The 20,407-nt window shown below is 32.5% G+C and carries 15 protein-coding genes and 1 pseudogene; 11 read left to right on the top strand and 5 right to left on the bottom strand.

Features of this window, described 5'->3' with window-relative positions; genetic code table 11:
* Positions 1-161: 161 nt before the first annotated feature.
* Entirely contained in the window at positions 162-1,544 is a 1,383-nt protein-coding gene (locus BMZ74_RS09540) for an MATE family efflux transporter (protein WP_089862019.1), read from the bottom strand.
* Positions 1,522-1,974, bottom strand: coding sequence for a MarR family winged helix-turn-helix transcriptional regulator (locus tag BMZ74_RS09535; protein ID WP_089862018.1), 453 nt, complete (start codon positions 1,972-1,974; stop codon positions 1,522-1,524). The genes BMZ74_RS09540 and BMZ74_RS09535 overlap by 23 nt, the downstream gene beginning before the upstream one ends.
* Positions 1,975-2,237: 263 nt before the next feature.
* Between BMZ74_RS09535 and BMZ74_RS09530 the strand changes: the two genes are divergently transcribed.
* The 4 genes from BMZ74_RS09530 (at position 2,238) to BMZ74_RS09515 (ending at position 4,735) form a co-directional block, all read left to right on the top strand.
* Complete coding sequence (locus BMZ74_RS09530; RefSeq protein WP_089862017.1) at positions 2,238-2,573, top strand: DUF5320 domain-containing protein; 336 nt, start codon at positions 2,238-2,240, stop codon at positions 2,571-2,573.
* Between the two features lie 61 nt (positions 2,574-2,634).
* Entirely contained in the window at positions 2,635-3,018 is a 384-nt protein-coding gene (locus BMZ74_RS09525; protein WP_089862016.1) for a NifB/NifX family molybdenum-iron cluster-binding protein, read from the top strand.
* Positions 3,019-3,888, top strand: a complete 870-nt coding sequence (locus BMZ74_RS09520; RefSeq protein ID WP_089862015.1) for a nucleotide-binding protein — start codon at positions 3,019-3,021, stop codon at positions 3,886-3,888.
* The gene (locus BMZ74_RS09515) at positions 3,866-4,735 is read left to right on the top strand and encodes an ATP-binding protein (RefSeq protein ID WP_089862014.1); all 870 of its coding nucleotides are present in this window, start codon (positions 3,866-3,868) and stop codon (positions 4,733-4,735) included. The genes BMZ74_RS09520 and BMZ74_RS09515 overlap by 23 nt, the downstream gene beginning before the upstream one ends.
* Positions 4,736-4,930: 195 nt before the next feature.
* Here BMZ74_RS09515 and BMZ74_RS09510 read toward each other — a convergent pair whose 3' ends face one another.
* On the bottom strand, positions 4,931-5,311 hold the full coding sequence (locus BMZ74_RS09510; RefSeq protein ID WP_089862013.1) for a CoA-binding protein: 381 nt from the start codon (positions 5,309-5,311) through the stop codon (positions 4,931-4,933).
* A 271-nt stretch (positions 5,312-5,582) separates the two neighbouring features.
* Between BMZ74_RS09510 and cls the strand changes: the two genes are divergently transcribed.
* The 7 genes from cls to BMZ74_RS09475 all read left to right on the top strand — a co-directional run bounded on the left by cls (position 5,583) and on the right by BMZ74_RS09475 (position 17,776).
* Positions 5,583-7,010: a cardiolipin synthase gene (gene cls, locus BMZ74_RS09505; protein WP_089862012.1), complete on the top strand. Its 1,428-nt coding sequence runs from the start codon at positions 5,583-5,585 to the stop codon at positions 7,008-7,010.
* Between the two features lie 97 nt (positions 7,011-7,107).
* Positions 7,108-10,050: a site-specific DNA-methyltransferase gene (locus BMZ74_RS09500; RefSeq protein ID WP_089862011.1), complete on the top strand. Its 2,943-nt coding sequence runs from the start codon at positions 7,108-7,110 to the stop codon at positions 10,048-10,050.
* Positions 10,051-10,072: 22 nt separating this feature from the next.
* Positions 10,073-10,366, top strand: coding sequence for a nucleotidyltransferase family protein (locus BMZ74_RS09495; RefSeq protein ID WP_089862010.1), 294 nt, complete (start codon positions 10,073-10,075; stop codon positions 10,364-10,366).
* A gap of 6 nt (positions 10,367-10,372) precedes the next feature.
* Entirely contained in the window at positions 10,373-10,477 is a 105-nt protein-coding gene (locus tag BMZ74_RS14845; RefSeq protein WP_089862038.1) for a HepT-like ribonuclease domain-containing protein, read from the top strand.
* 55 nt (positions 10,478-10,532) lie between these two features.
* Positions 10,533-13,868 (top strand): DEAD/DEAH box helicase family protein, encoded by a 3,336-nt coding sequence (locus BMZ74_RS09485; RefSeq protein ID WP_089862009.1) that lies wholly within the window; start codon positions 10,533-10,535, stop codon positions 13,866-13,868.
* Positions 13,869-14,015: 147 nt separating this feature from the next.
* The gene (locus BMZ74_RS09480) at positions 14,016-15,947 is read left to right on the top strand and encodes an ATP-dependent nuclease (RefSeq protein WP_177181417.1); all 1,932 of its coding nucleotides are present in this window, start codon (positions 14,016-14,018) and stop codon (positions 15,945-15,947) included.
* 8 nt (positions 15,948-15,955) lie between these two features.
* On the top strand, positions 15,956-17,776 hold the full coding sequence (locus BMZ74_RS09475; RefSeq protein WP_089862007.1) for a UvrD-helicase domain-containing protein: 1,821 nt from the start codon (positions 15,956-15,958) through the stop codon (positions 17,774-17,776).
* Between the two features lie 496 nt (positions 17,777-18,272).
* On the opposite strand, the gene BMZ74_RS09470 is transcribed toward BMZ74_RS09475, so the two are convergent.
* Together BMZ74_RS09470 and BMZ74_RS09465 are read right to left on the bottom strand one after the other, a co-directional pair.
* Complete coding sequence (locus tag BMZ74_RS09470) at positions 18,273-19,100, bottom strand: MerR family transcriptional regulator (RefSeq protein ID WP_089862006.1); 828 nt, start codon at positions 19,098-19,100, stop codon at positions 18,273-18,275.
* Positions 19,101-19,130: 30 nt separating this feature from the next.
* A pseudogene (locus BMZ74_RS09465) lies at positions 19,131-20,093 on the bottom strand (MATE family efflux transporter); the annotation flags it as partial.
* Positions 20,094-20,407 lie beyond the last annotated feature (314 nt).

Genomic DNA, 20,407 nt, shown 5'->3' with positions numbered 1-20,407 from the left:
TGTTTTTTAAAATATAGCTAAAAAGCTACTTTTAGTATAGCACTCCTCTTAACTTATTAATAGAGGGCCTTAACCCGCTTAAATTTACTGAAAGTAAAATAGCTATAAATTAAAGCAGTTTAGGCCCTCAAGCTGGCTCAATATTCGTTTTTTAGTTAAATTTAAAAAGAACTACCTGCTTCTTCCTGCCGCATTTCCTGGACAGCTGCTCTTGCTACATAAAAAAGCCAGCCAACGGTTAAAAAGAAAGTTAATCCTTCAGCCAGTGGAAAAGCAAACCAGCTTTTCATTAAACCACCAAAATTAGAGAGTAAATACATACTGGGCAGCAAAAGAACGAATTGACGTAGAAAAGTAATAATTAGACTAGGCAGACCCTGCCCAATTGCCTGAAAAGTAGCCACTCCAATAATATTAATCACCATAAATAAATAAGCAGGACTGACTCGTTTTAAAGCAGGAATACCGATTTTAAGTAGTTCAGGGCTGCTGTTAAACAACCTAATTAAGGGCTCGGGGAAAAGCTGAAAACTTAAAAAAGCTAGCAGACCAAAACAGAAGGCAGTTGCTCCACCAAGATAAATAGTTTTTTTCATCCGGGCAGGCTTATTATAACCATAGTTATAGCCGACTAGCGGCAGATAACCCTGATTGAGACCAAAGACCAGCATCATAAAGAAAGACTGCAGTCGGAAAATAATACCCATAACTGCAATAGCTGTGATATTAAAGCTGCCCAGAATGCGGTTGATAACTACTAGAGTAACACTAAAGAGCAGGCGATTCATGATAGCAGGCAGGCCAACTGTAAATATTTCCCGGATAATCTGAAAATCAAAATTAAAACGGTGTAGATTAAGTTTAATTTCATTTTTATCACTAAATAAAATAGCAGTAATAAAAATACCACCTAAGAGGCGAGAAATAATAGTTGCATAGGCTGCTCCAGCGACACCAAGCTGAGGAAAAGGCCCAATTCCGAAGATTAAAAAAGGATCAAGGATAATATTCGAAATTGCTCCCAGCAGCATAGTTAACATTGGCAAAAAGGTATTACCTTCTCCCCTTAGTATATAATTAAAGGTTGCCGGGACAAATACTGCTAGTGAACCAATTAAAATAATCCGGATATACTGATGACCCAGATCAATTAGGGTAGGATTGCTGGTAAAAATATGAATAATGTCACTGCTGAAAAATAAACCAGCAATTGCTCCCAGGCCACCATATAAGATGGCAATAAAAAAGACATGCTCAGCTGCATTATTAGCTTTTTCATTTTTGCCCTGGCCTAAAAGACGGGAAATTAATGAACTTGCTCCGACACCTGTTCCAACTCCAAAAGCAATTAAAATTGTCTGGATCGGAAAAGCAAGCGAGAGAGCAGATAAAGCATCTGTACTCAATCTTCCGACGTAAATACTATCAATGATATTATATAAAGCCTGAATTAACATCCCGATAATAGCGGGAGCTGATAATTTAAAGAGCAGAGGAGCTATTTTTTCTTCCCCCATGCGATTAGATTTGTTTTTGCTTGCCATGCTTAGCTCCTCCTTGTTTAAGATTAGCTGCCATCTGCTTAATTGTGCTGCGAAAAGAATCTATTGCATCCGGACTGATATCAGCTCGCAGCTGTGCCTCAACTTCATCTAAAATCTCAAAAAAACGAGCTTGAAAAGCATATGCTTTTTTAGTTAAATAAATATTTTTTTTACGCCGATCATTAGAACTTGGTTCTTTTTTAAGATAACCGAGTTTGGCTAGTTTATCAATACTTCTACCTACTGCTGCTTTATCAATATTATGAATCTCGCAGAGGGTATGCTGAATAATCCCCTCTTTTTGATAAAGACTTGCCAGTAGAAAAATTTGGCTGTGTGAGAGATGATAAGGTTTTAATTTCTGATCTAGAAGTTTAATATGTGCTCGTCTGGTAATGCCCAGATATTTACCGATACTATCTCTACTCATAAATAATTATTTTCTCCTTCCTTAATATTTCCATGCTTATTATGTTAATTAAATTAATCTTAAGTTAATTAAGTATAAAAAATTATTATAAATTGGTTGATTTGTCAACTTTAATAAAAGTATAAATTAATTTAGTTGATTTGTCAACAAAATAAGAGAAGTTTAAATTGTGCTAACTTTATTAATTATTTTATTGACATATGTTCAGAAAAGAGTTATACTTAAGCAGTAATGAACATATGCTTATTAAGGAGGTGGCAGAAATGCCAGGTAGAGATCAAACAGGGCCATTTGGTAGAGGTCCAATGACCGGTCATAGAAGAGGTTACTGTGCTGATGGAAGAAAATTTGCTTCTCATCATTCTGCTGATTTTGCTGGAATGAGACATGGTAGTGGAGCTGGACGAGGTTATTTTTGTCGACATGGTCGCGGTGGAGATAGACATTTTGCTTATACAGTAGAAACAGCTGAATTCAACTCAGCTGCAGAATTAACGGCTGAACAAGATTATTTACAGGCAGTAGTTAGCCGTCTGGAAGCAGAATTATCAGCTGCCCGCAGTAGTTTAAGTGATTTAAAGGCTAAAACAGTAGAATAAGCTGGAAACAGGTCTGATCGGTTAATCCGATTGGGCCTCTTTATTTAAAGGAGGATTTGAGATGAGAATTGTAATTAGTTTAGCAGAAAATGAAGGAGAAACGAGTAAAGTTGCTCTACAGTTCGGGAGAGCTAGTTATCTGGGGGTTAAAGCAGACAAAACACCAGCCAGAATTATTGTTAACCCTGGTCAAAGTAAGCAGAGTGGTGCGGGAGTTGCCGCAGCTCAGGCAGTTGTTGAACCTCCACTGCAGGGAGAAGTGCTGTTAACAGGTAGTGTAGGACCTAAAGCCTGGCAGGCATTAAAGGCGGGGCAGCTTAACATTTATCAGCTAACCGCAGCAGAAAAGACTCTGGCTGAAGCTGTAGCAGCTTTTGAGGCAGGCAAATTAGTGCAGCTTACTGTAAGTAAAAAACCTGGGTTAGCTAATAAGGCAGGTTTCTAAATGCAGCTGACTATTTTAAGTGGTAAAGGTGGAACTGGCAAGACTACAGTTGCTGTTAATTTAGCACTTTCACTGCAGAATGTACAGCTGCTTGATGCTGATGTTGAAGAACCAAATGACTATTTACTTTTAGGAGCAGAGTTTAAAAGCCCTGCCCAGTCAGTAGAAAAATTGATTCCAACTGTTGACCAGGATAAATGTACAGCCTGCAAATTATGTGTGAATTTTTGTCAGTATAATGCACTTGCCTTAATGCTTGATCAACTGCTTGTTTTCCCCGAAATTTGTCATAGCTGTGGGGGCTGCAGTCAGATCTGTCCAACTGGAGCAATTAAAGAAGTTGGCCGTTCGCTTGGTAAAATAAGTCAGGGAGTTATTCCTGGCTATAGTGAGCTAGAGTTCTGGCAGGGAGAATTAAATCCTGGAGAAGAGCAGGCAGTGCCGGTAGTAAATCAGCTTTTAAAACTAAGTAAAGTAGAAAAAAAGGTGATTATTGACGCTCAACCAGGGATTAGATGTCCTACTATTGAGGCAACAGCTGGTAGTGATTTTTGTCTGTTAGTAACAGAGCCAACCCCCTTTGGTTTGAGCGATTTAAAGCTGGCTGTGGAATTAGTTAAACAGCTGGGACTTAAAGCGGGTCTGGTGATTAATCGTTCGGAGCCAGTTTATGATAGTTTAATTATAGATTATGCAGCAGAAGTTGGGCTGCCGATACTGCTGAAGATTCCATTTGAACGTAAGATTGCTGAACTATATGCCCGGGGAATTCCTTTTGTCAGGGAAATGCCAGGCTGGCAGGCTAAATTTAGCCAACTTTATCAGACAATAGTGAGGAGGGTCAGTGATGAAAAAAGTAACAGTAATTAGTGGGAAGGGTGGAACTGGTAAGACTACTGTAACTGCTAATCTGGCCCAGCTGGCTGGAAATTTAATGCTGGCTGACTGTGATGTTGATGCTCCTAATTTAAAACTATTGTTAAAAGCAGTAACTAAAGACCAGGATAATTTTCAGGGTGCTCAGCTGGCAGTTAAAGATGAGAGTCGCTGTATAGAGTGTGGTCTTTGCTATCAGGTCTGTCGTTTTGAAGCAGTTGCAGCAGATTTTAGTATTAATCGTTTTAAATGTGAAGGCTGTAAGCTTTGTGTAGAAAAATGTCCGACTGGGGCTCTGCAGTTAGTTAAACAGATTACAGGCGATATTTTTCAGGCTGAGACAGAGTTTGGCCCGCTGGTCCATGCTAGTTTGCGGGTAGGGAGTGATAATTCTGGTAAATTGGTTAGTGAAGTACGCAGCCAGGCAGCTAAGTTGGCAGCTGAGAGTCAAAAAGAACTGCTCTTAATTGATGGTTCACCGGGGATTGGCTGTCCGGTAATTGCTTCTCTGACTGGAGTTGATGCTGCTCTAATTGTGACAGAAGCAACTCAATCTGGTCTGGCTGATCTTAAACGTCTGCTGCAGGTGATTACTCATTTTAAATTAACTGCTTTGATTGTAATTAATAAGTTTGATTTAAATGAGGAACTAACTGCTGCTATAATTGATTTTTGTCAGCAGCAAGGGCACCAGGTAATTGGCAAAATACCCTTTGACAGCACAGTTGTTGCTGCACTTCATGATCAGCAATTGCTCAGTGATTATCAACCAGAGAGTAAGGCTTTTCTGGCTCTAGAAGAGATCTGGCAGCAGCTTAAGGCTATTTTAGAACTTAGTTGATTTTGGCTATTTTGGCGAGAAATTTAAGATAGTTTGTACAGCTGGAGCTTGTTGATTAAAAGTTTGTCAGTATAATTTTAGTAATTGAGACCACGATTAGGTTCTTTTTGTAAAAAAATAAATTAGTTAATTAAAAATACTTCAGGCAAATTGCCTGAAGTATTTTGTGTTTAGCTATTTGTTTTAAATATTAGATTATGCTCCCAGACTGGCATAAATACAGTTTTCGACTAGTTCGATATCATTTTCAGCTGCATAATCTCTAATTTCATCACTTCTGGTGCCGGGCTGCAGCCAGGCATATTTAATTCCTTCTTTTTGGATAGTTTCCATTACTTTAATGCCTATTTGAGGATTAACTACAATATCTACTACATCTATTTTGGCTTCTATCTGGCTGAGATCAGCATAGCACTGCAGACCAGCTACTTCTTTTAATTTAGGATGAACTGGAAAAACATTGTAGCCATTTTCTTTTAAACGTTCTACAATTTTATAACCCATCCGATCTTCTTTGTCAGTTGCTCCAACTACTGCCCAGTTTTTCAGGTTCATTGTTTTTTCTTTTAAATCCATTTTTTTAAAACCTCCTTTTAGATTGTACAACCTAATTTTACAGAGAAAGTTAGTTTAATTTAATTGTTAAAAATATAATTTTATTGTTGAGTTAACTGCTCTTCTTTATTATCATCTTATCTCAAAAGCTGCTGGATGTCTAATTTAGCCTGGAGTTAGTTATAACCGGTTAGCTTACTAAAGTTTCTGGCTCAGGCAGGTAATCAAGGTCAAATCTAGAATAATAGTTAATAGATAATTGTTTTAAATTTATTAGATTAGAGGGGATGTCATGAATTTTTTATCCTTTTTACTTTCCGGGATAATTTTGTTAAATATAATTTTTATTATTTTATTGATTTTTTTTGAAAGAAAAGATCCAACAGTAACCTGGGCCTGGGTTTTAATTTTAACTTTGATCCCTGTGCTGGGCTTTATTCTTTATTTGTTTTTAGGACTGACTCCGAAGAAAAGAGCTCTGTTCCAGCGTAAACGAGAAGAAGATAAGCTGCGCAATAAAGTGTCACATAATAATTTTGAGCAGGTTAATCAGGCGCTTAAAGAGGAATGCTGCTTTGGTCATATGGAAGAGAGTATTCTTAAACTCGGCTTTGAAAATGATTTACCGGCCAGAATTGGCTATAATGATCTTAAAATTTATACTAGTGGGCGGGATAAGTTTGCTGATTTATTTGCAGATATTAAGGCAGCTAAAGCTTTTATTCATGCTAATTATTATATTATAAATGATGATCAGTTGGGTAATGAGTTTATGGATTTGTTGACAGAAAAGGCTGCTCAGGGGGTGGAGGTCCGGCTGCTGTATGATAAAATGGGCTGCCGTAAACTTCCTCAGTCTGTTATTACTCGTCTGGAAGAAGCGGGAGGAGAGGCAGTTCCTTTTGCTCCTTTTGTGATTGATATTAACTATCGTAATCACCGTAAGAATGTAATTATTGATGGTCAAATTGGTTATCTGGGGGGGATAAATGTTGGTGACGAGTATGTTGGTCGTTCCGATCGTTTTGGAGATTGGCGTGATACTCATCTGCGCTTAAAAGGGCAGAACGTGGATAGTCTGCAGTACCGCTTTCTGCTGGATTGGGATTTTGCTTCTGATAAAGATCTAGTCCATGAGAAAAAGTATTTTCCGGAAAAAGAGTTTAGTGGGAAGGCTGCTGTACAGATAATTAGCAGTGGACCTGACTCCCGGGAGGAAGAAATTAAATCAGTTTTCTTAAAGATGATTTATGAAGCCGAAAAGACTATTTATATTCAGACCCCTTATTTTATCCCGGAACAATCGGTGCTGGAAGCGATTAAGTTGGCTGCCCGGGCAGGAGTTGATGTCCGGATTATGATTCCTGATCGGGGTGATCACCCTTTTGTTTATGCGGCTAATAATTCTTTTGTTGGTCAGTTATTGGAGGCAGGAGCCCGCTGTTATCGTTATCGAAAGGGATTTTTGCATAGTAAGACAATCTGTATTGACAGTCGGGTGCTTTCGATTGGCACTACTAATATGGATGTGCGCAGTTTTAAACTTAATTTTGAGATAAATGCTTTTATCTATAATCGAGAGGTGGCCCGGTCCCATGATGAAATTTTTCAGCAGGATCTGGAGAATTCTTCGGAAATTACTGTGGAAGATTTTGAAAATCGTGGCTGGACAATTAAAGTCAGAGAGTCTGTTTCCAGACTGCTTTCTCCGATTTTGTAGAGGTTAAATTTTAATATTAAAATTTAAGAAGTAAAGGTTTTTTTCACTTTATATATAAATTTATATATGTATATTGTAATTTAGGGGGCAGAATTAAATGGAGAATAAAATAAGATTACAGAAACTGCTTAAAGAACTATTTCAGTTTGATAATGCTGATCTGGACTTTGGCATATATAGAATTATGAATCAAAAACATGATGAAATAGAAGAGTTTATTAATAAAGAATTAATTGATTATATAGAGGATCAATTATCCCAAATTGAAAGCAAAGATAAAGAAGACCTAGAAACTGAATTGGAAAAAATTAAAGAAGAAGCAAGTCATTTAGGTTTTGACTATACCCAGTCCCCTAAATATTTAAATATAAAAGAAAAGATGGCCCAGTATAAAATAGGGGAGAATCTGGAATCTGAAATATATAATGATATTTATACTTTCTTCAAAAGATATTATGATAATGGTGATTTCCTATCAAAACGACGTTATTCCAGCAAAGACAAATATGCTATTCCCTATAATGGTGAAGAGGTACATTTGCATTGGGCTAATTATGACCAATACTATATTAAAACAAGCGAAGATTTTAATAACTATAGTTTTAATAAAAACAATATAACAGTGAATTTTAAAATTAAAAATGCAGAGGTAGACAAAAATAATAATAAATCTGATGAAGATCGCTATTTCGTTCTTAAAGAAAAAGATTATCTCAATTATGATGACAAGTTAAAAATCTTAAATATATATTTTGAATATCGTAATCTAACAAGTAAGGAAAAGAAGAAGTATAAGACTAGAAATACTCAGTCAGATATTAGAGAATACATAGAAAAGGATATCAGTAACACAATAAAAAAAGATACAGAGCTTTTCCAGGATTTAAGCTGGTTATTAAGTGATAATAATAAAGTAAAATCTATACTGGCTAAACATCTATATAAATACACAATAAAAAACAAATCAGACTACTTTATTCATAAAGATTTAAAGGGTTTCTTGGAAAGAGAATTGGATTTCTTTATAAAAAATGAAATATTGGATGTCGATACCATTGGTTCTGCAACTGAAAGGAATATTAGTACATACATTACCAGAGTAAGGGTAATTAAAGCTGTTACTCAAAAAATTATTAACTTCTTGGCCCAAATAGAGAATTTTCAGAAGAAACTTTTTGAGAAGAAAAAATTTGTATTACAGGATGAGTATTGTTTAACCCTTGATAGGGTTCCAGAAAAGATTCGAGAAAATATTCTAAACTTAGTACTAAATAACAAGAACCAATTGGAGGAATGGGAAAATCTATATAATGAAAAGATTAGTGAAAAAGAAGATCTATATCTAAATGATTCTAATCTTTTTGATGAAAAATCATTCAAGAAGCTGGTCATTGATACCAGGCACTATGATCAAGAATTTAAAGAAGAACTTTTAGCAGCCTTTGAAAATCTGGAAGAAGAAATAAAAGGTTTGATGATTAATAGCGAAAACTTCCAGGCCCTTAGTCTTATGCTAGAAAAATATAAAGGTAAAGTTAAGTGTATCTACATTGACCCACCATATAACACAGGTGGAGATGATTTTGTTTATAAAGATAACTATCAACATTCTAGCTGGTTAACTATGATGGAGAATAGGCTTGAACTGGCCAAAAGACTATTAAGTGACGACGGTATTTTATTTATTAGTATTGATGATAATGAACATTCTAATTTAAAAGAACTATCTGATCAAATATTTGGTGTTAATAATTTTGTTTCAAATATTATCTGGCAAAAAAAGTATTCACCTCAAAATGATGCTCGATACTTTAGTGATAATCACGATTTTATTCTTACTTATAGTAAAAATAAAGATATCTGGAGACCATATCTATTGCCAAGAACTGATGAAATGAATGCAAGATATCAAAATCCTGATAATGATGAAAGAGGGCCATGGAAATCGAGTGATTTGTCTGTCAAAAGAGTAACACCAAAAGATATTTATGAAATAACAACACCAAGTGGAAGAAAAATTCTACCTCCTCAAGGAAGAAGTTGGGTGGTTTCTAGTGAAAAGTTTGAAGAAATGGTCAAAGATAATCGTATTTGGTTTGGCGAAGATGGTAATAATGTTCCTTCAGTAAAAAGATTTTTATCTGAAGTTAAAGATGGAATTACACCAATGACCATTTGGACATATGAAGAAGTAGGCCATAACCAAGAGGCAAAACAAAATTTGATCAATTTATTACAAGACGAAGATGATGTATTTGATACTCCTAAGACACTTAGATTAATAAAAAGGATTTTACAGATAGGTTCTAATAAAAACGATATTGTAATGGATTTCTTTGCAGGTTCTGGTACCACCGGCCATGCCTGTCTGGATTTAAATCGAGAAGATGAAGGACAGAGAAAATACATTCAGGTTGAATTAGGTGATTACTTTTATACTACCATGTTACCCCGTATAAAAAAGGTTATGTATTCTCAGGAATGGAAAGACGGTAAGCCTCAGGATAATGATGGCTATAGTCATTTCTTTAAATATCAACGCCTGGAACAATATGAAGATACCCTTGATAATATTCGTTTCGCTAAGGAAAAAGAGGAATTAAATCTCTTCAATAAATTTGATGATTATTTAATTAATTATATATTGGATTATGAAACCAGAGATTCACTACTGGATATAGATAAATTTACTGATCCCTTTAATTATTATCTGGAGATAACAGAGAATAAAGAGAAGATTAAGAAGAAGGTTAACCTTATTGAAACTTTTAATTACTTACTTGGTCTGGATATTAAGCAGAATAAAATATATAGTTATGAGGATAGGAAATATAAAGTAATATTGGGTAAAACAGATAATCAGGAAATTATGATTATCTGGAGAAATATAGAGGACCTTGACCTGAAAAAAGATAAGGAATTTATAGAGAAAGAAATTATTAAAAATAAGAAGATAGATAGACTATATCTTAATGGTGATAATTATCTTAATAACGCTATCTTGATTGAAGATCAGTTTAGTAAGTTGCTTTTTGATTAATTAGTTAAGGGGGTCTAGTTATATGCAGTTATCTAAAGAAATGATTAATAAGATTGAGAAAGTATTAAGGGAAAGAAATGTTTCGAAGGCCAGCATCTTTGGCTCTTATGCCCGGGGAGATGCCAGTGATAATAGTGATATCGATTTGCTAATTGAACCTGCCAAAAAAAGTCTCTTTGAAATTGCCGGTATAAAAATGGATTTAGAAAAGGCCCTGGATAAAGAATTCGATGTACTGACATATAATGGCCTGAATTATTCCCGGGATGCTGAGTTTAAGGAAGGTGTTTTAAAAGAACACATGATAATAATATAAGTCTTAATCCATCAGTATGACGGAATTGATCTAGAAATAGTCTGGGAAACTATAAAAGTGGATCTGGTAGAAGTAGAAAAATATGTGAAAGATATTTATAGTAAAATCTAAGATATGACTTTAAAGGTTTATTTGTTGCATATATGATAATGAGGTGTTTAGTTTTATGAAGCTAGAGAACAGACTAATTTTAAATAAATATTTGCTCTCTCTTTTTGGAGTAGAAAGATTTGCTTCAATTGAAAACAGTAATTTATTTAATAATAAAACCTTAAGGGATGTTTTAATTAATTCTCATGAAGGTTTTAATGAAGAGGGTAAAAGCTATTTTATGAGTAATCTAATAGCTAACTTAGAAATAGAAGATAATTTATTAAATAATCTAGAGACATATGATCAAAATATAAAATCATATCTTGACCATATTAATACAAAACGAGATAATCCAATTATTTTGAAGTATTTTCAATATCTGGCGGTCTTATTCACAGAAATTTACCTGGACAGATATTTCAATCATAGAGATAAGTTTCTAAATAACTTGAATAGTTTTATTGATAAAGAAAATAAGAAGGTAAAAAAAGAGAAGGAACGCTATTCCCATTTTAACGAAAGCGACTTACATAAGCTGGCCTATTATATGGCTACTGGTTCAGGTAAGACTCTGATTATGCATATTAATTACTTACAGTATTTAAACTATACTGACCGGGAAATTGATAATATCATATTGGTTACACCAAATAGTGGCCTAAGTCAGCAGCATATTAAAGAATTTCGTTTAAGTAACATAGAGTCTGATCTCTTTATTAATTTAAAGGGTAGTATGTTTAATAAAGGACAGATAGAGGTAATTGAAATTACTAAACTGGTAGAAACCAAAACAGGTGAGGGTGATAGTGAAGAGGTAGGTAGTTTTGAAGGGCATAATCTAGTCCTGGTTGATGAAGGACATAGAGGTAGTGGTGGTGATGTCTGGAAAGATAATCGCGAGATGCTGGCCCGGGATGGATTTATCTTTGAATATAGTGCTACCTTTGGACAGGCTGTTGGTTCCCGTGTTGATCGTTCTGAAAAATGGGACAATGAAACTGATTATCTAAATAAAAAGGTTAATGAAATAGGTTTAGATGAAAATGTGAGAGATGAAATCTTTAATATCAATAAAAATAAAACCTATATCAATATGTCTCTCTTCCAGCTTGAAAAGAAAATGAAGGAATATAATCTTTTAGAGATACAGCAGGAGCGTATTAAGAGTTTATATAACAATCTGCTGGAAGAATACTCAAAGGCAATTATCTTTGATTATTCATATAAATTTTTCTATGAAGATGGGTATGGTAAAGATTACGATATTTTGAATTTGAAAGAGAGTCAGCTTAAAGAATATAATAATAATTTCTTGCTTGCTAATCTTGTTTCTTTCTATGAACAGAAACTTTTATACCAGGATGAAGAACAGGAACTTGCTGAATATAATCTGGAGAATCCTTTGTTACTATTTGTAGGACATACTGTTAGTGCTTCTGGTAGTTTAACAATTGACGATAAGACCAGTATTAGTGATGTTGAATTTGTTATTCAATTCCTAAATAACTTTTTAAATAATCGAACTGATATTATTAATTCTATTGATGATATTATTTATAATCATAGTTTTAAAGATAAAGATGGCCAGGATGTATTTGCTGGTAGATTCTCTTATCTAAAGGAGAAAGATCTGTCTGCAGAAGATATCTATAATGATCTTTTGCTGAAGGTATTTAACACTTCTTCTATAGGCTCTGCTAATCTAGAATTATATGAGATCAAAAATGCAGAGGGTGAGATTGGTTTAAAGCTGAAGGGAAAAGATTATTTTGCTTTAATCAATATTGGTGATGTCTCCCGTTTAACTAAACGATTGGAGAAGGCAGGTATTACTATTCTTGAAGATAATTTCTCTGATTCCTTTTTTACCAGGATAAATAGTCATAATTCAGATATTAATATTTTAATTGGATCGCGGAAGTTTACAGAGGGCTGGAATAGCTATCGGGTTTCCAGCATAGGACTGTTGAATATTGGTAGAAGCGAGGGTTCACAGATAATACAGCTCTTTGGTAGAGGTGTTCGCTTAAAAGGATTAAATAATTCTCTACAGAGAAGTACAGTCTTTACTGACAGGGACCATCCTGCATTTATAAAACTACTGGAAACACTTAATATCTTTGGTATTAAGGCAGATTATATGGAAAAATTCCGGGAGTATCTAGAAAAAGAAGGAATCGATACTGCAGGATACGAAGAAATTGATTTGCCAATCAAACCAGATAAGCAATTCCTGGGCAATGATCTTTTAACTATAAAACTAGAAGAGGGTTATAATTTTCAGGATGATAGATTTATCCAACTTGAAGTAGATAAGGATATTGATGTAACTATTGATCTCAGACCAAAACTAGAACAATTAAGTAGTTCTTCAAAGCAGGAAGAGGATGAATTGACAGTTGAACAAAAATATTATCTAGACGAGGTTGAAAAGGATATCTTTAATTATGTGGATTGGGATAAACTTTATCTAGAAATGATTAACTATAAAAAACAGAGACAGTTTAGTAATCTTCTTATAAAAAAAGAATTACTTAAAGAAATTATTGAAAATAAACTGTACACATTGTACTGTAATAAAAGTACTCTTGCAGTTAACTCATTTGCAAAACTGGCTGAAATTGAAGATATAATAATCAAAATTCTAAAGAAATATATCTCTCAATTTTACCAGTCACAGAGATTAGCATATGAAAATACACATCTAAAATATACTCCACTAAGCAGAGAAGATGGTAATTTTCAGGACTATGTGGTAAAAGTTGAGAAGAAAAACAAGAAATTAATAAAAGAAATTAAAAACCTAATCGATAAAAAGGATGAAATATATGATCAACGTCTTAAGGGAATAAAATTCATTCCCAACGTATATTTTGACCGTCATTTATTCCAGCCTTTACTGGTACAGGGTGGAAAGCTAAAATCTACACCTGTTGGTTTAAATAAAGATGAAAAGACTTTTATTGAGGATTTAAAAGAATTCTTCATTCAGAATAAAGAAAGTTCAGGTCTTAAAGATAAAGAAATATATATTCTTAGAAATCTAACCAGGGGGAAAGGGGTAGGCTTTTATGCAGCCGGCAACTTCTATCCGGACTTTATTCTCTGGATTAAAGATGGAAAGAAACAGTATATTAATTTCATAGATCCGAAAGGAATTCTAATGCTCCATTACCTGGAGAATCCAAAAATCAAATTATATGAAATATTGAATGGTATTCAGGATGACTTAAAGGAAACTGTAGATGATGAAGTCATATTAAATTCATTTATTATCTCCAATACAGATAGTAAAACAATCAGAAAAGAATGGGGCCGGACGAAAAAAGAACTCGAAGAGAATAATGTCTTATTTGTTGAAGACAGGGATATAATAGCTCGGATGTTTAGAAAGATTTTATTCACGTAATATATAGTTTTTGAAACCAGATAAAAAGCTAATTGACTAATAAAATTTATAGTTGTAGCCTTTAATATTTCTATAAGAAGCAAATTAACCACTCAGTAGAATAAATTGTGTTTATTTCAGAAGAGGTGTCTTGAGGAGGGATTAGTTGTGTATGTTAAACATCTTAAAATAAATAATTATAGGGGGATAAAAAGCGGTGAATTTGATTTTAAACCAGGTTTAAATATATTAATAGGGAAGAATAATATTGGTAAAACAACAATACTAAATGCAATTGATATGGTTCTAAACCCATACATACAGTGGTGGAAAAGAGATTATTTAAATGAATTCGATTTTTGGCAGGGTGAAATAAAAAATAATATTGAAATAGAACTTGTGTTAGGATGCAATAATTTTCCTTGTGATAAAAGTTGTTGTTTTTTTCAAAGTGAAAATGATGGTGAAATTGAAATATGTAAGTTAGCTGAGTACGCAATCATAGTAGATAATGATGGAAATAATACAAAAGATTATATTAATATAGATAATATAGAACAGGTTTCTAATCCTGAAAATGTAGTTAGATTATTTTTAACCGCTACATATAATTCAGAAGATGGCTATGTCGAAGTCGAGCAAAATATTTTAAATGAATTGGGTGAACAAATAAAACCCTTAACTAGGTCAATAAAAGAATGGATAGGATGTACGTTTTTATCATACAGAAGAAATATAGATAGAGAGATGAGATTACAGAAATATTCTTTACTAACACGTGCCTTGGGTAATCTTGATATATGGAAAAAAGAATTAATTGATGAATTTAAACAGTCGATAAGTCCTAAGACTAAAGAACTGACAAGTACAGATTTAGGATCTGAAATAATTGAGAGTATTAATCGATTAACTAAAGATTTGCAATTAAATAATGGAAGCATTAATATTGGTGTGGGAGATATAAATAAAAACGATATATTCAGGCAAATAGAATTAGGGCAATTAAATAAAGTAGAAGAAAATGAATGGTTTTTACCTTTTTCTAGACAAGGTAGAGGTATGCAAAATATTACTTCTATTATACTTAGTATAAGTAATGAAAAAGAAAAAACTAATGAAAGAAACATATTATTATTAGAGGAAGTTGAACAAAATCTAGAGCCACAATTACAAAGAAATATTATTAATATTACAAAAAGAATATCTCAAGAAAATACTCAATTTATATTTACAACTCATTCCCCATATGTTTTATCTCCATTATTAAATTTGGAAGGTGTTCAAAGGATATATGTTGAAGATGATAAAAATCTATATGGTAAGTCTTTGGAGAGTGTAATGTATAAAAAGAAAGACTTTATATTATTAAGAAAGAAAGTAACACATGATCTAGAACTACTTGAGGCTTTATTTTCAAGACTAGTTATTATTTGGGAAGGGGATAGTGAAGCTGGTTTATATAATACATTTATGAGGAATAATCCTGATTATCCGGCAGAATGGTTAAGTGGAATTAATGGAGGAGATGGCGGGAAGGATTTATTACCATATTGGTTTAAAAAAGCAGGTTATAATATTCTTGTTGTATTGGATGGAGATGAGGTTGACCCTTTAGTGGATTTAAAAGAAAATGACATTCCTTTCATAGCTTTATCAGATGGGAAAGCTCTAGAATCTATTATTGAAGAGGGTTTACTGAAATTAGACAAAGAAAAAAGAGCAAATATATTATTATCATGTATAGGAATTACAGGAGAAATATCACCTAAAAAGTCATTAAAAAAATATTGGCCTCAAATCTTAGGTTTATTTCCTAAACATCCAAAAGGATATCCTGATAAGGGTGATACCGAAGAAATAATAAAAGCATATAAAGAACTAGATTCTAATTCTGTACCAGAAGACTTAATAAAATTTATAAAAGATTATAAAGGTCGTAGAGTTTATGAAGCTATAGCTTTAGAGTTTATAAATAATAATATAATACCAGAGACAGTAATTACAATTTTAAATGGATTAAAAGAAATTTGGGAAGATAATAAAGGATTGGGACAATATCAGTTAAATAATGAAGGTACTTTGGTTCCTTGGTGTGAGTAGGTGTATATATGGAATTATCAAAAGATAAAGAAGAAATACTCAATGAAATAGACATTAATAAGTGTTTTCTGATAACTGGTAGTGCAGGAACTGGGAAAACTACTTTAGGATGTATGATTGGAAATAAGTTAAGTAATAAGATAAATAAAAATCAACGAATCTTATATCTCACATTTTCTAATTTAGCTAAATACCAAATTTCAGATAGATTAAACGAATTAATAAAAAAAAATGTAATTGATAAACAGTTGATGAAAATAGTTGAAGTGAATAATTATCATTCATTATGGTGGAATTTAATCTGTCGTTATAAAGGTTTTTTAAATATACCAGAAGATCCAATATTATTAACTGATGAAGAACTTGAAATTCAATCTCAAGAAGAATTGGAAAATTTAAAGGCAAATTTAAAAATTCCTTCAGATTATATTACTAATAATGGTACAATTAATAAAAATAAAAAAGATTCATTATTGCATATATTAAAAGGGTCTGCATTAATTTATAACGATTACGGTCCAGAAAATTTCGGAGAGAATGGAAGAAAATTTAAAGGGAAGATGGATTTTTTAAATGAAATAAGTAATATAATTATGTCCAGAAATAGAAAAGGTATTTTTTCTCATAATGAAACAATATATTGGGTTAATAAATTGTTACTAAGGCACCCTAATATATTATCTATTTTAAGAGCTAAATATCCTATCATAATAATTGACGAATTTCAGGATTCTGATATAGCACAATGGGAAATTATTAAAATGATAGAACCAAAAACATTAATTGCAATGGGAGACGCTGCCCAAACAATTCATAAATGGAGGGGCGCTGACCCAGAACGGTTTAATCAATTGGAAACATTTTCAAAAGATATTTATAAAGCATACATACATAAGGAACTAATAAAAAAACATAGATCCAATATAGATTTTTCTAATATTAATAATCTTAATCAAAGATCTTTAAAAATAAATATTTTTGATACAGTAAAACATAATAAAGCTAAATATAAAACTAAACTTGAAGTTAAAAAAAGTATATTTAAAAAGTTAAATTCTTATAAGTCGATAGCTGTATTATGCTTAGAAAATAAACAAGCTAATGAAATAACGAGCTTTATAAGAAAGAAAAACACATTTAATAGTGGAGGTTGTTTTAAAGGGTTAAGTTGTAGAAGAATTGGGTCTAATTATTCGCCATATGAACAAGCAAAATCGATTTGTATTAACTTAATCAATATGAAAGAATTATCAACAAGTAAAATAGCTAACGAAATAGTAAACAAAATATTCTTTCCGTTATCATTACATAAAGTCTCAAATAGGAGCAGAAAGGACATATATATAAAGAGATGGACTGATGCAAATAATGTTTATACCAAAATAAAGAAAGACTTTATCCAAGGATTAAATTTATTTATTGATCTATGTTTTAAAGAAGAAAAAAGAAATAGTTATATTTGTGATAGAATGACTTTAAGTTGCATTTCTTATGTTAAACATAAACTAATTATTTATAGTAATAATTTGATTAACGGAGATTTGCTCGAAAAAAGAGCTATAATTAATAATATAATTTTACAATATGAGGTTATTTGTAAGAATAAATTTAATAGTGATATTTCTGTAATGACAGTTCATCAATCTAAAGGACGTGAGTTTGATTTTGTAATAATACCATGGTTTGCAGATATTCCATGGGAAAGCATTAACTATGGATATCAGTGGGATATGAATAACGATGAACATCAAAATCTATTTCATACTGCATGTACACGAGCGAAAAAAGAAGTGGAAATAATATACCCTAAGAATAATTTTGCATTATAGATATTTTTTTGTATATTATAAAATCATTAAATATATAAGTAGTAATGAAATTATACTTAATTATTATTTTAAATAAAATTAAAAAACATTATTTTTATTTATAAACAATGATATCTCCTAGTTGATAATTAAAAATTTCACAAAAAGTATCTAAAATTTTATCTTAAAACCTACTTAACTTTTGATTATATCAGTTAGAAACAGTATTTTTATCATATCCAGTTTTATCACTTAAATTAGTCATAGTTTTAATTTCATTTTCAGTCATTAAAACAGCTAGTCTGTTTTTTGTGCCCAGAATAAATGTTTTGGCTCACTTTTTAGGTACAAATTAGAAAGCAGAGATATTTTATGAAGCAAAAAGCTATTATTATGGACCAATCAGATAATATTGCTAGTTGTTTCTACAATCACAACAGTTTTTCTTACTCCTTTATTTATGAGTATTCATTATCCTGATAATCTATAAAGTCTTTCAGTGGCGATTTTTTTCATGTTAAATGGCTGCAACCGGTATTTGTATTTCTGTGACAAACTTAGTTATATCATTTGTTATTCCATAATCAATCATAGTAATTTCTTTTGAAAAACCTGTTATTGTTAGCTTGTGCGCTAGTATAAAATTGGCAAGCTTTGCGTAATATACAGGTGCATCTGCATGGCTACCACAAAAGCGTATTGCAACGCTCGTTTCATTAGGTAATTCTTCTACAATTCCGTTATAGTTATCTTCCTGATCTAGAACCAGAAAAACTATATCATAGGTTTCATACTGTTTTTTTAGCAATCGCTCTTTTGTAATACCAATACCAACTTTTCCAGGAAACACAACTGTATTTTCCTGCTGCTTTTCCAACTGCCGAATAGAGGTTTCCAGATCGAGGTAAGATTTTGGTCTAAGTTTATTACGTATCCAGGTAATACGACGTGGACCTGTTTGTATGATACGTACTGTATCCAACTCTGAGGACAGTGTATCCTGCAACTGCTGTAATCGGTTTTCGATCTTCTTTTCAATAATTTGCAATTCGTTTTGCTTCATGACAACTCTTTTTTTTTGTTGCTGAAGCATTTCTTGTATTTTTTTCACATCACGATTTCTTAAGAATTCAGCAATTTGATCCAGGGGCATATCTAGCACACGTAGATATCGAATTGTGTTCAAACATTCAAATTGTCTTGTACTGTAATAACGATATCCAGTTTCTTGATCAGTATATTCAGGTTTTAGCAACCCAAATTTTTCATAATGGCGTAAAGAACCTACGCTTATATGAAACATCTTTGCTACATCTCCAATTTTAAACAATTCTTGTTTCTCCATATCTTTTAACTCCTTTCTTGCAATCTTTTCTTAGTATTTAGCTTTCGTATGCCGCTTATTAATCCAGATAAAGACTATTACACAAATTATAACAGATAACGCAGATCCACTAGGGGAAGCAAGTCCCATTGGGAAAAGTGTATTTGTAAAATACTTTGAGGCAAAATAGGAAAGTGGAATACGAACAAATACAATTGACAATGAATTGTGAAAAAATGAGATAGAGGATAGGCCGTAAGCACAGAAATAGCCACTAAAACTAAAGTGAATCCCCGCAAGGATGCAATCCCACACATAACCTCTCATGTATTGACTCCCAAGTAATATAACATCTGTGTTATTAGAAAATAATCCAATAAAAGGTTCAGCAGTATATTGCATAGCAATTACCGCAATTGTTCCCCATGCAACGGATATGATAACGGCATAAAGTAAAGTAAGACGTGCTCTATCATGCTTTCCGGCTCCAATATTTTGTGCGGAAAGAGCGGACACTGCTGATGTCATGGACGATGGAACGAGAAATAAGACACCAATAATTTTTTCCACAATTCCAACTGCAGCCGCATCATTTAAACCTCGTTGATTTGCAATTACGGTAATTACAATAAATGAAACCTGGATGAATCCATCCTGTAATGCAATAGGTATACCAATGTTCAACAACCCACTCATTATTTTTTTGTGTGGTTTAAAATCTTTCAATTTGAGAGTTATTCCTGTCTTTCGTTTAATAATTACGATAATAGATATAAGAACGCTTATTGTCTGGGATAGCGTTGTTCCCAATGCAGCACCAACTGCACCAAGCCCCAACATACCTATTAAAATATAATCAAGAGCAATATTTGAAACACAAGCAACTGCTATAAAATACATTGGACTTTTAGAATCACCCATGCCACGAAAAATGGAGCTAATAATATTATAAGCTGTAATAAAAGGAATCCCAATGAAGCAAATTGAAAGATAATAAATTGTTCCCGAAACAGCCGCATATTTGTTGTATACTAAAATTACCGGGAATTGCAATGTAGTATTCCCGAAAGTTGCAAACTAAAATTCCCTATTATTGCAGAATAAAAAAGTCATTGCAGTCACCCCCAAAATACCGTACCCTTATATTAAGTCAACCACAACTTATATAAGGGAGGAAAATGGAGATGACATTAGCAATGACTGATATTAATGATATCAAAAAACTGTACTTTAAGAAAGGTCTAAATGTGGCTGAAATAATGAGAAAAACAGGTCATGATCGCAAAACAATTAATAAATATCTTGATATGAATGATTTTAATCTAGTT

Origin of the sequence: Halanaerobium salsuginis, from assembly GCF_900114545.1 — a bacterium.
Taxonomy (GTDB): domain Bacteria; phylum Bacillota; class Halanaerobiia; order Halanaerobiales; family Halanaerobiaceae; genus Halanaerobium; species Halanaerobium salsuginis.
The sequence above is the reverse complement of the archived record's forward strand: the minus strand, read 5'-3'. Positions and strand labels throughout refer to the sequence as shown.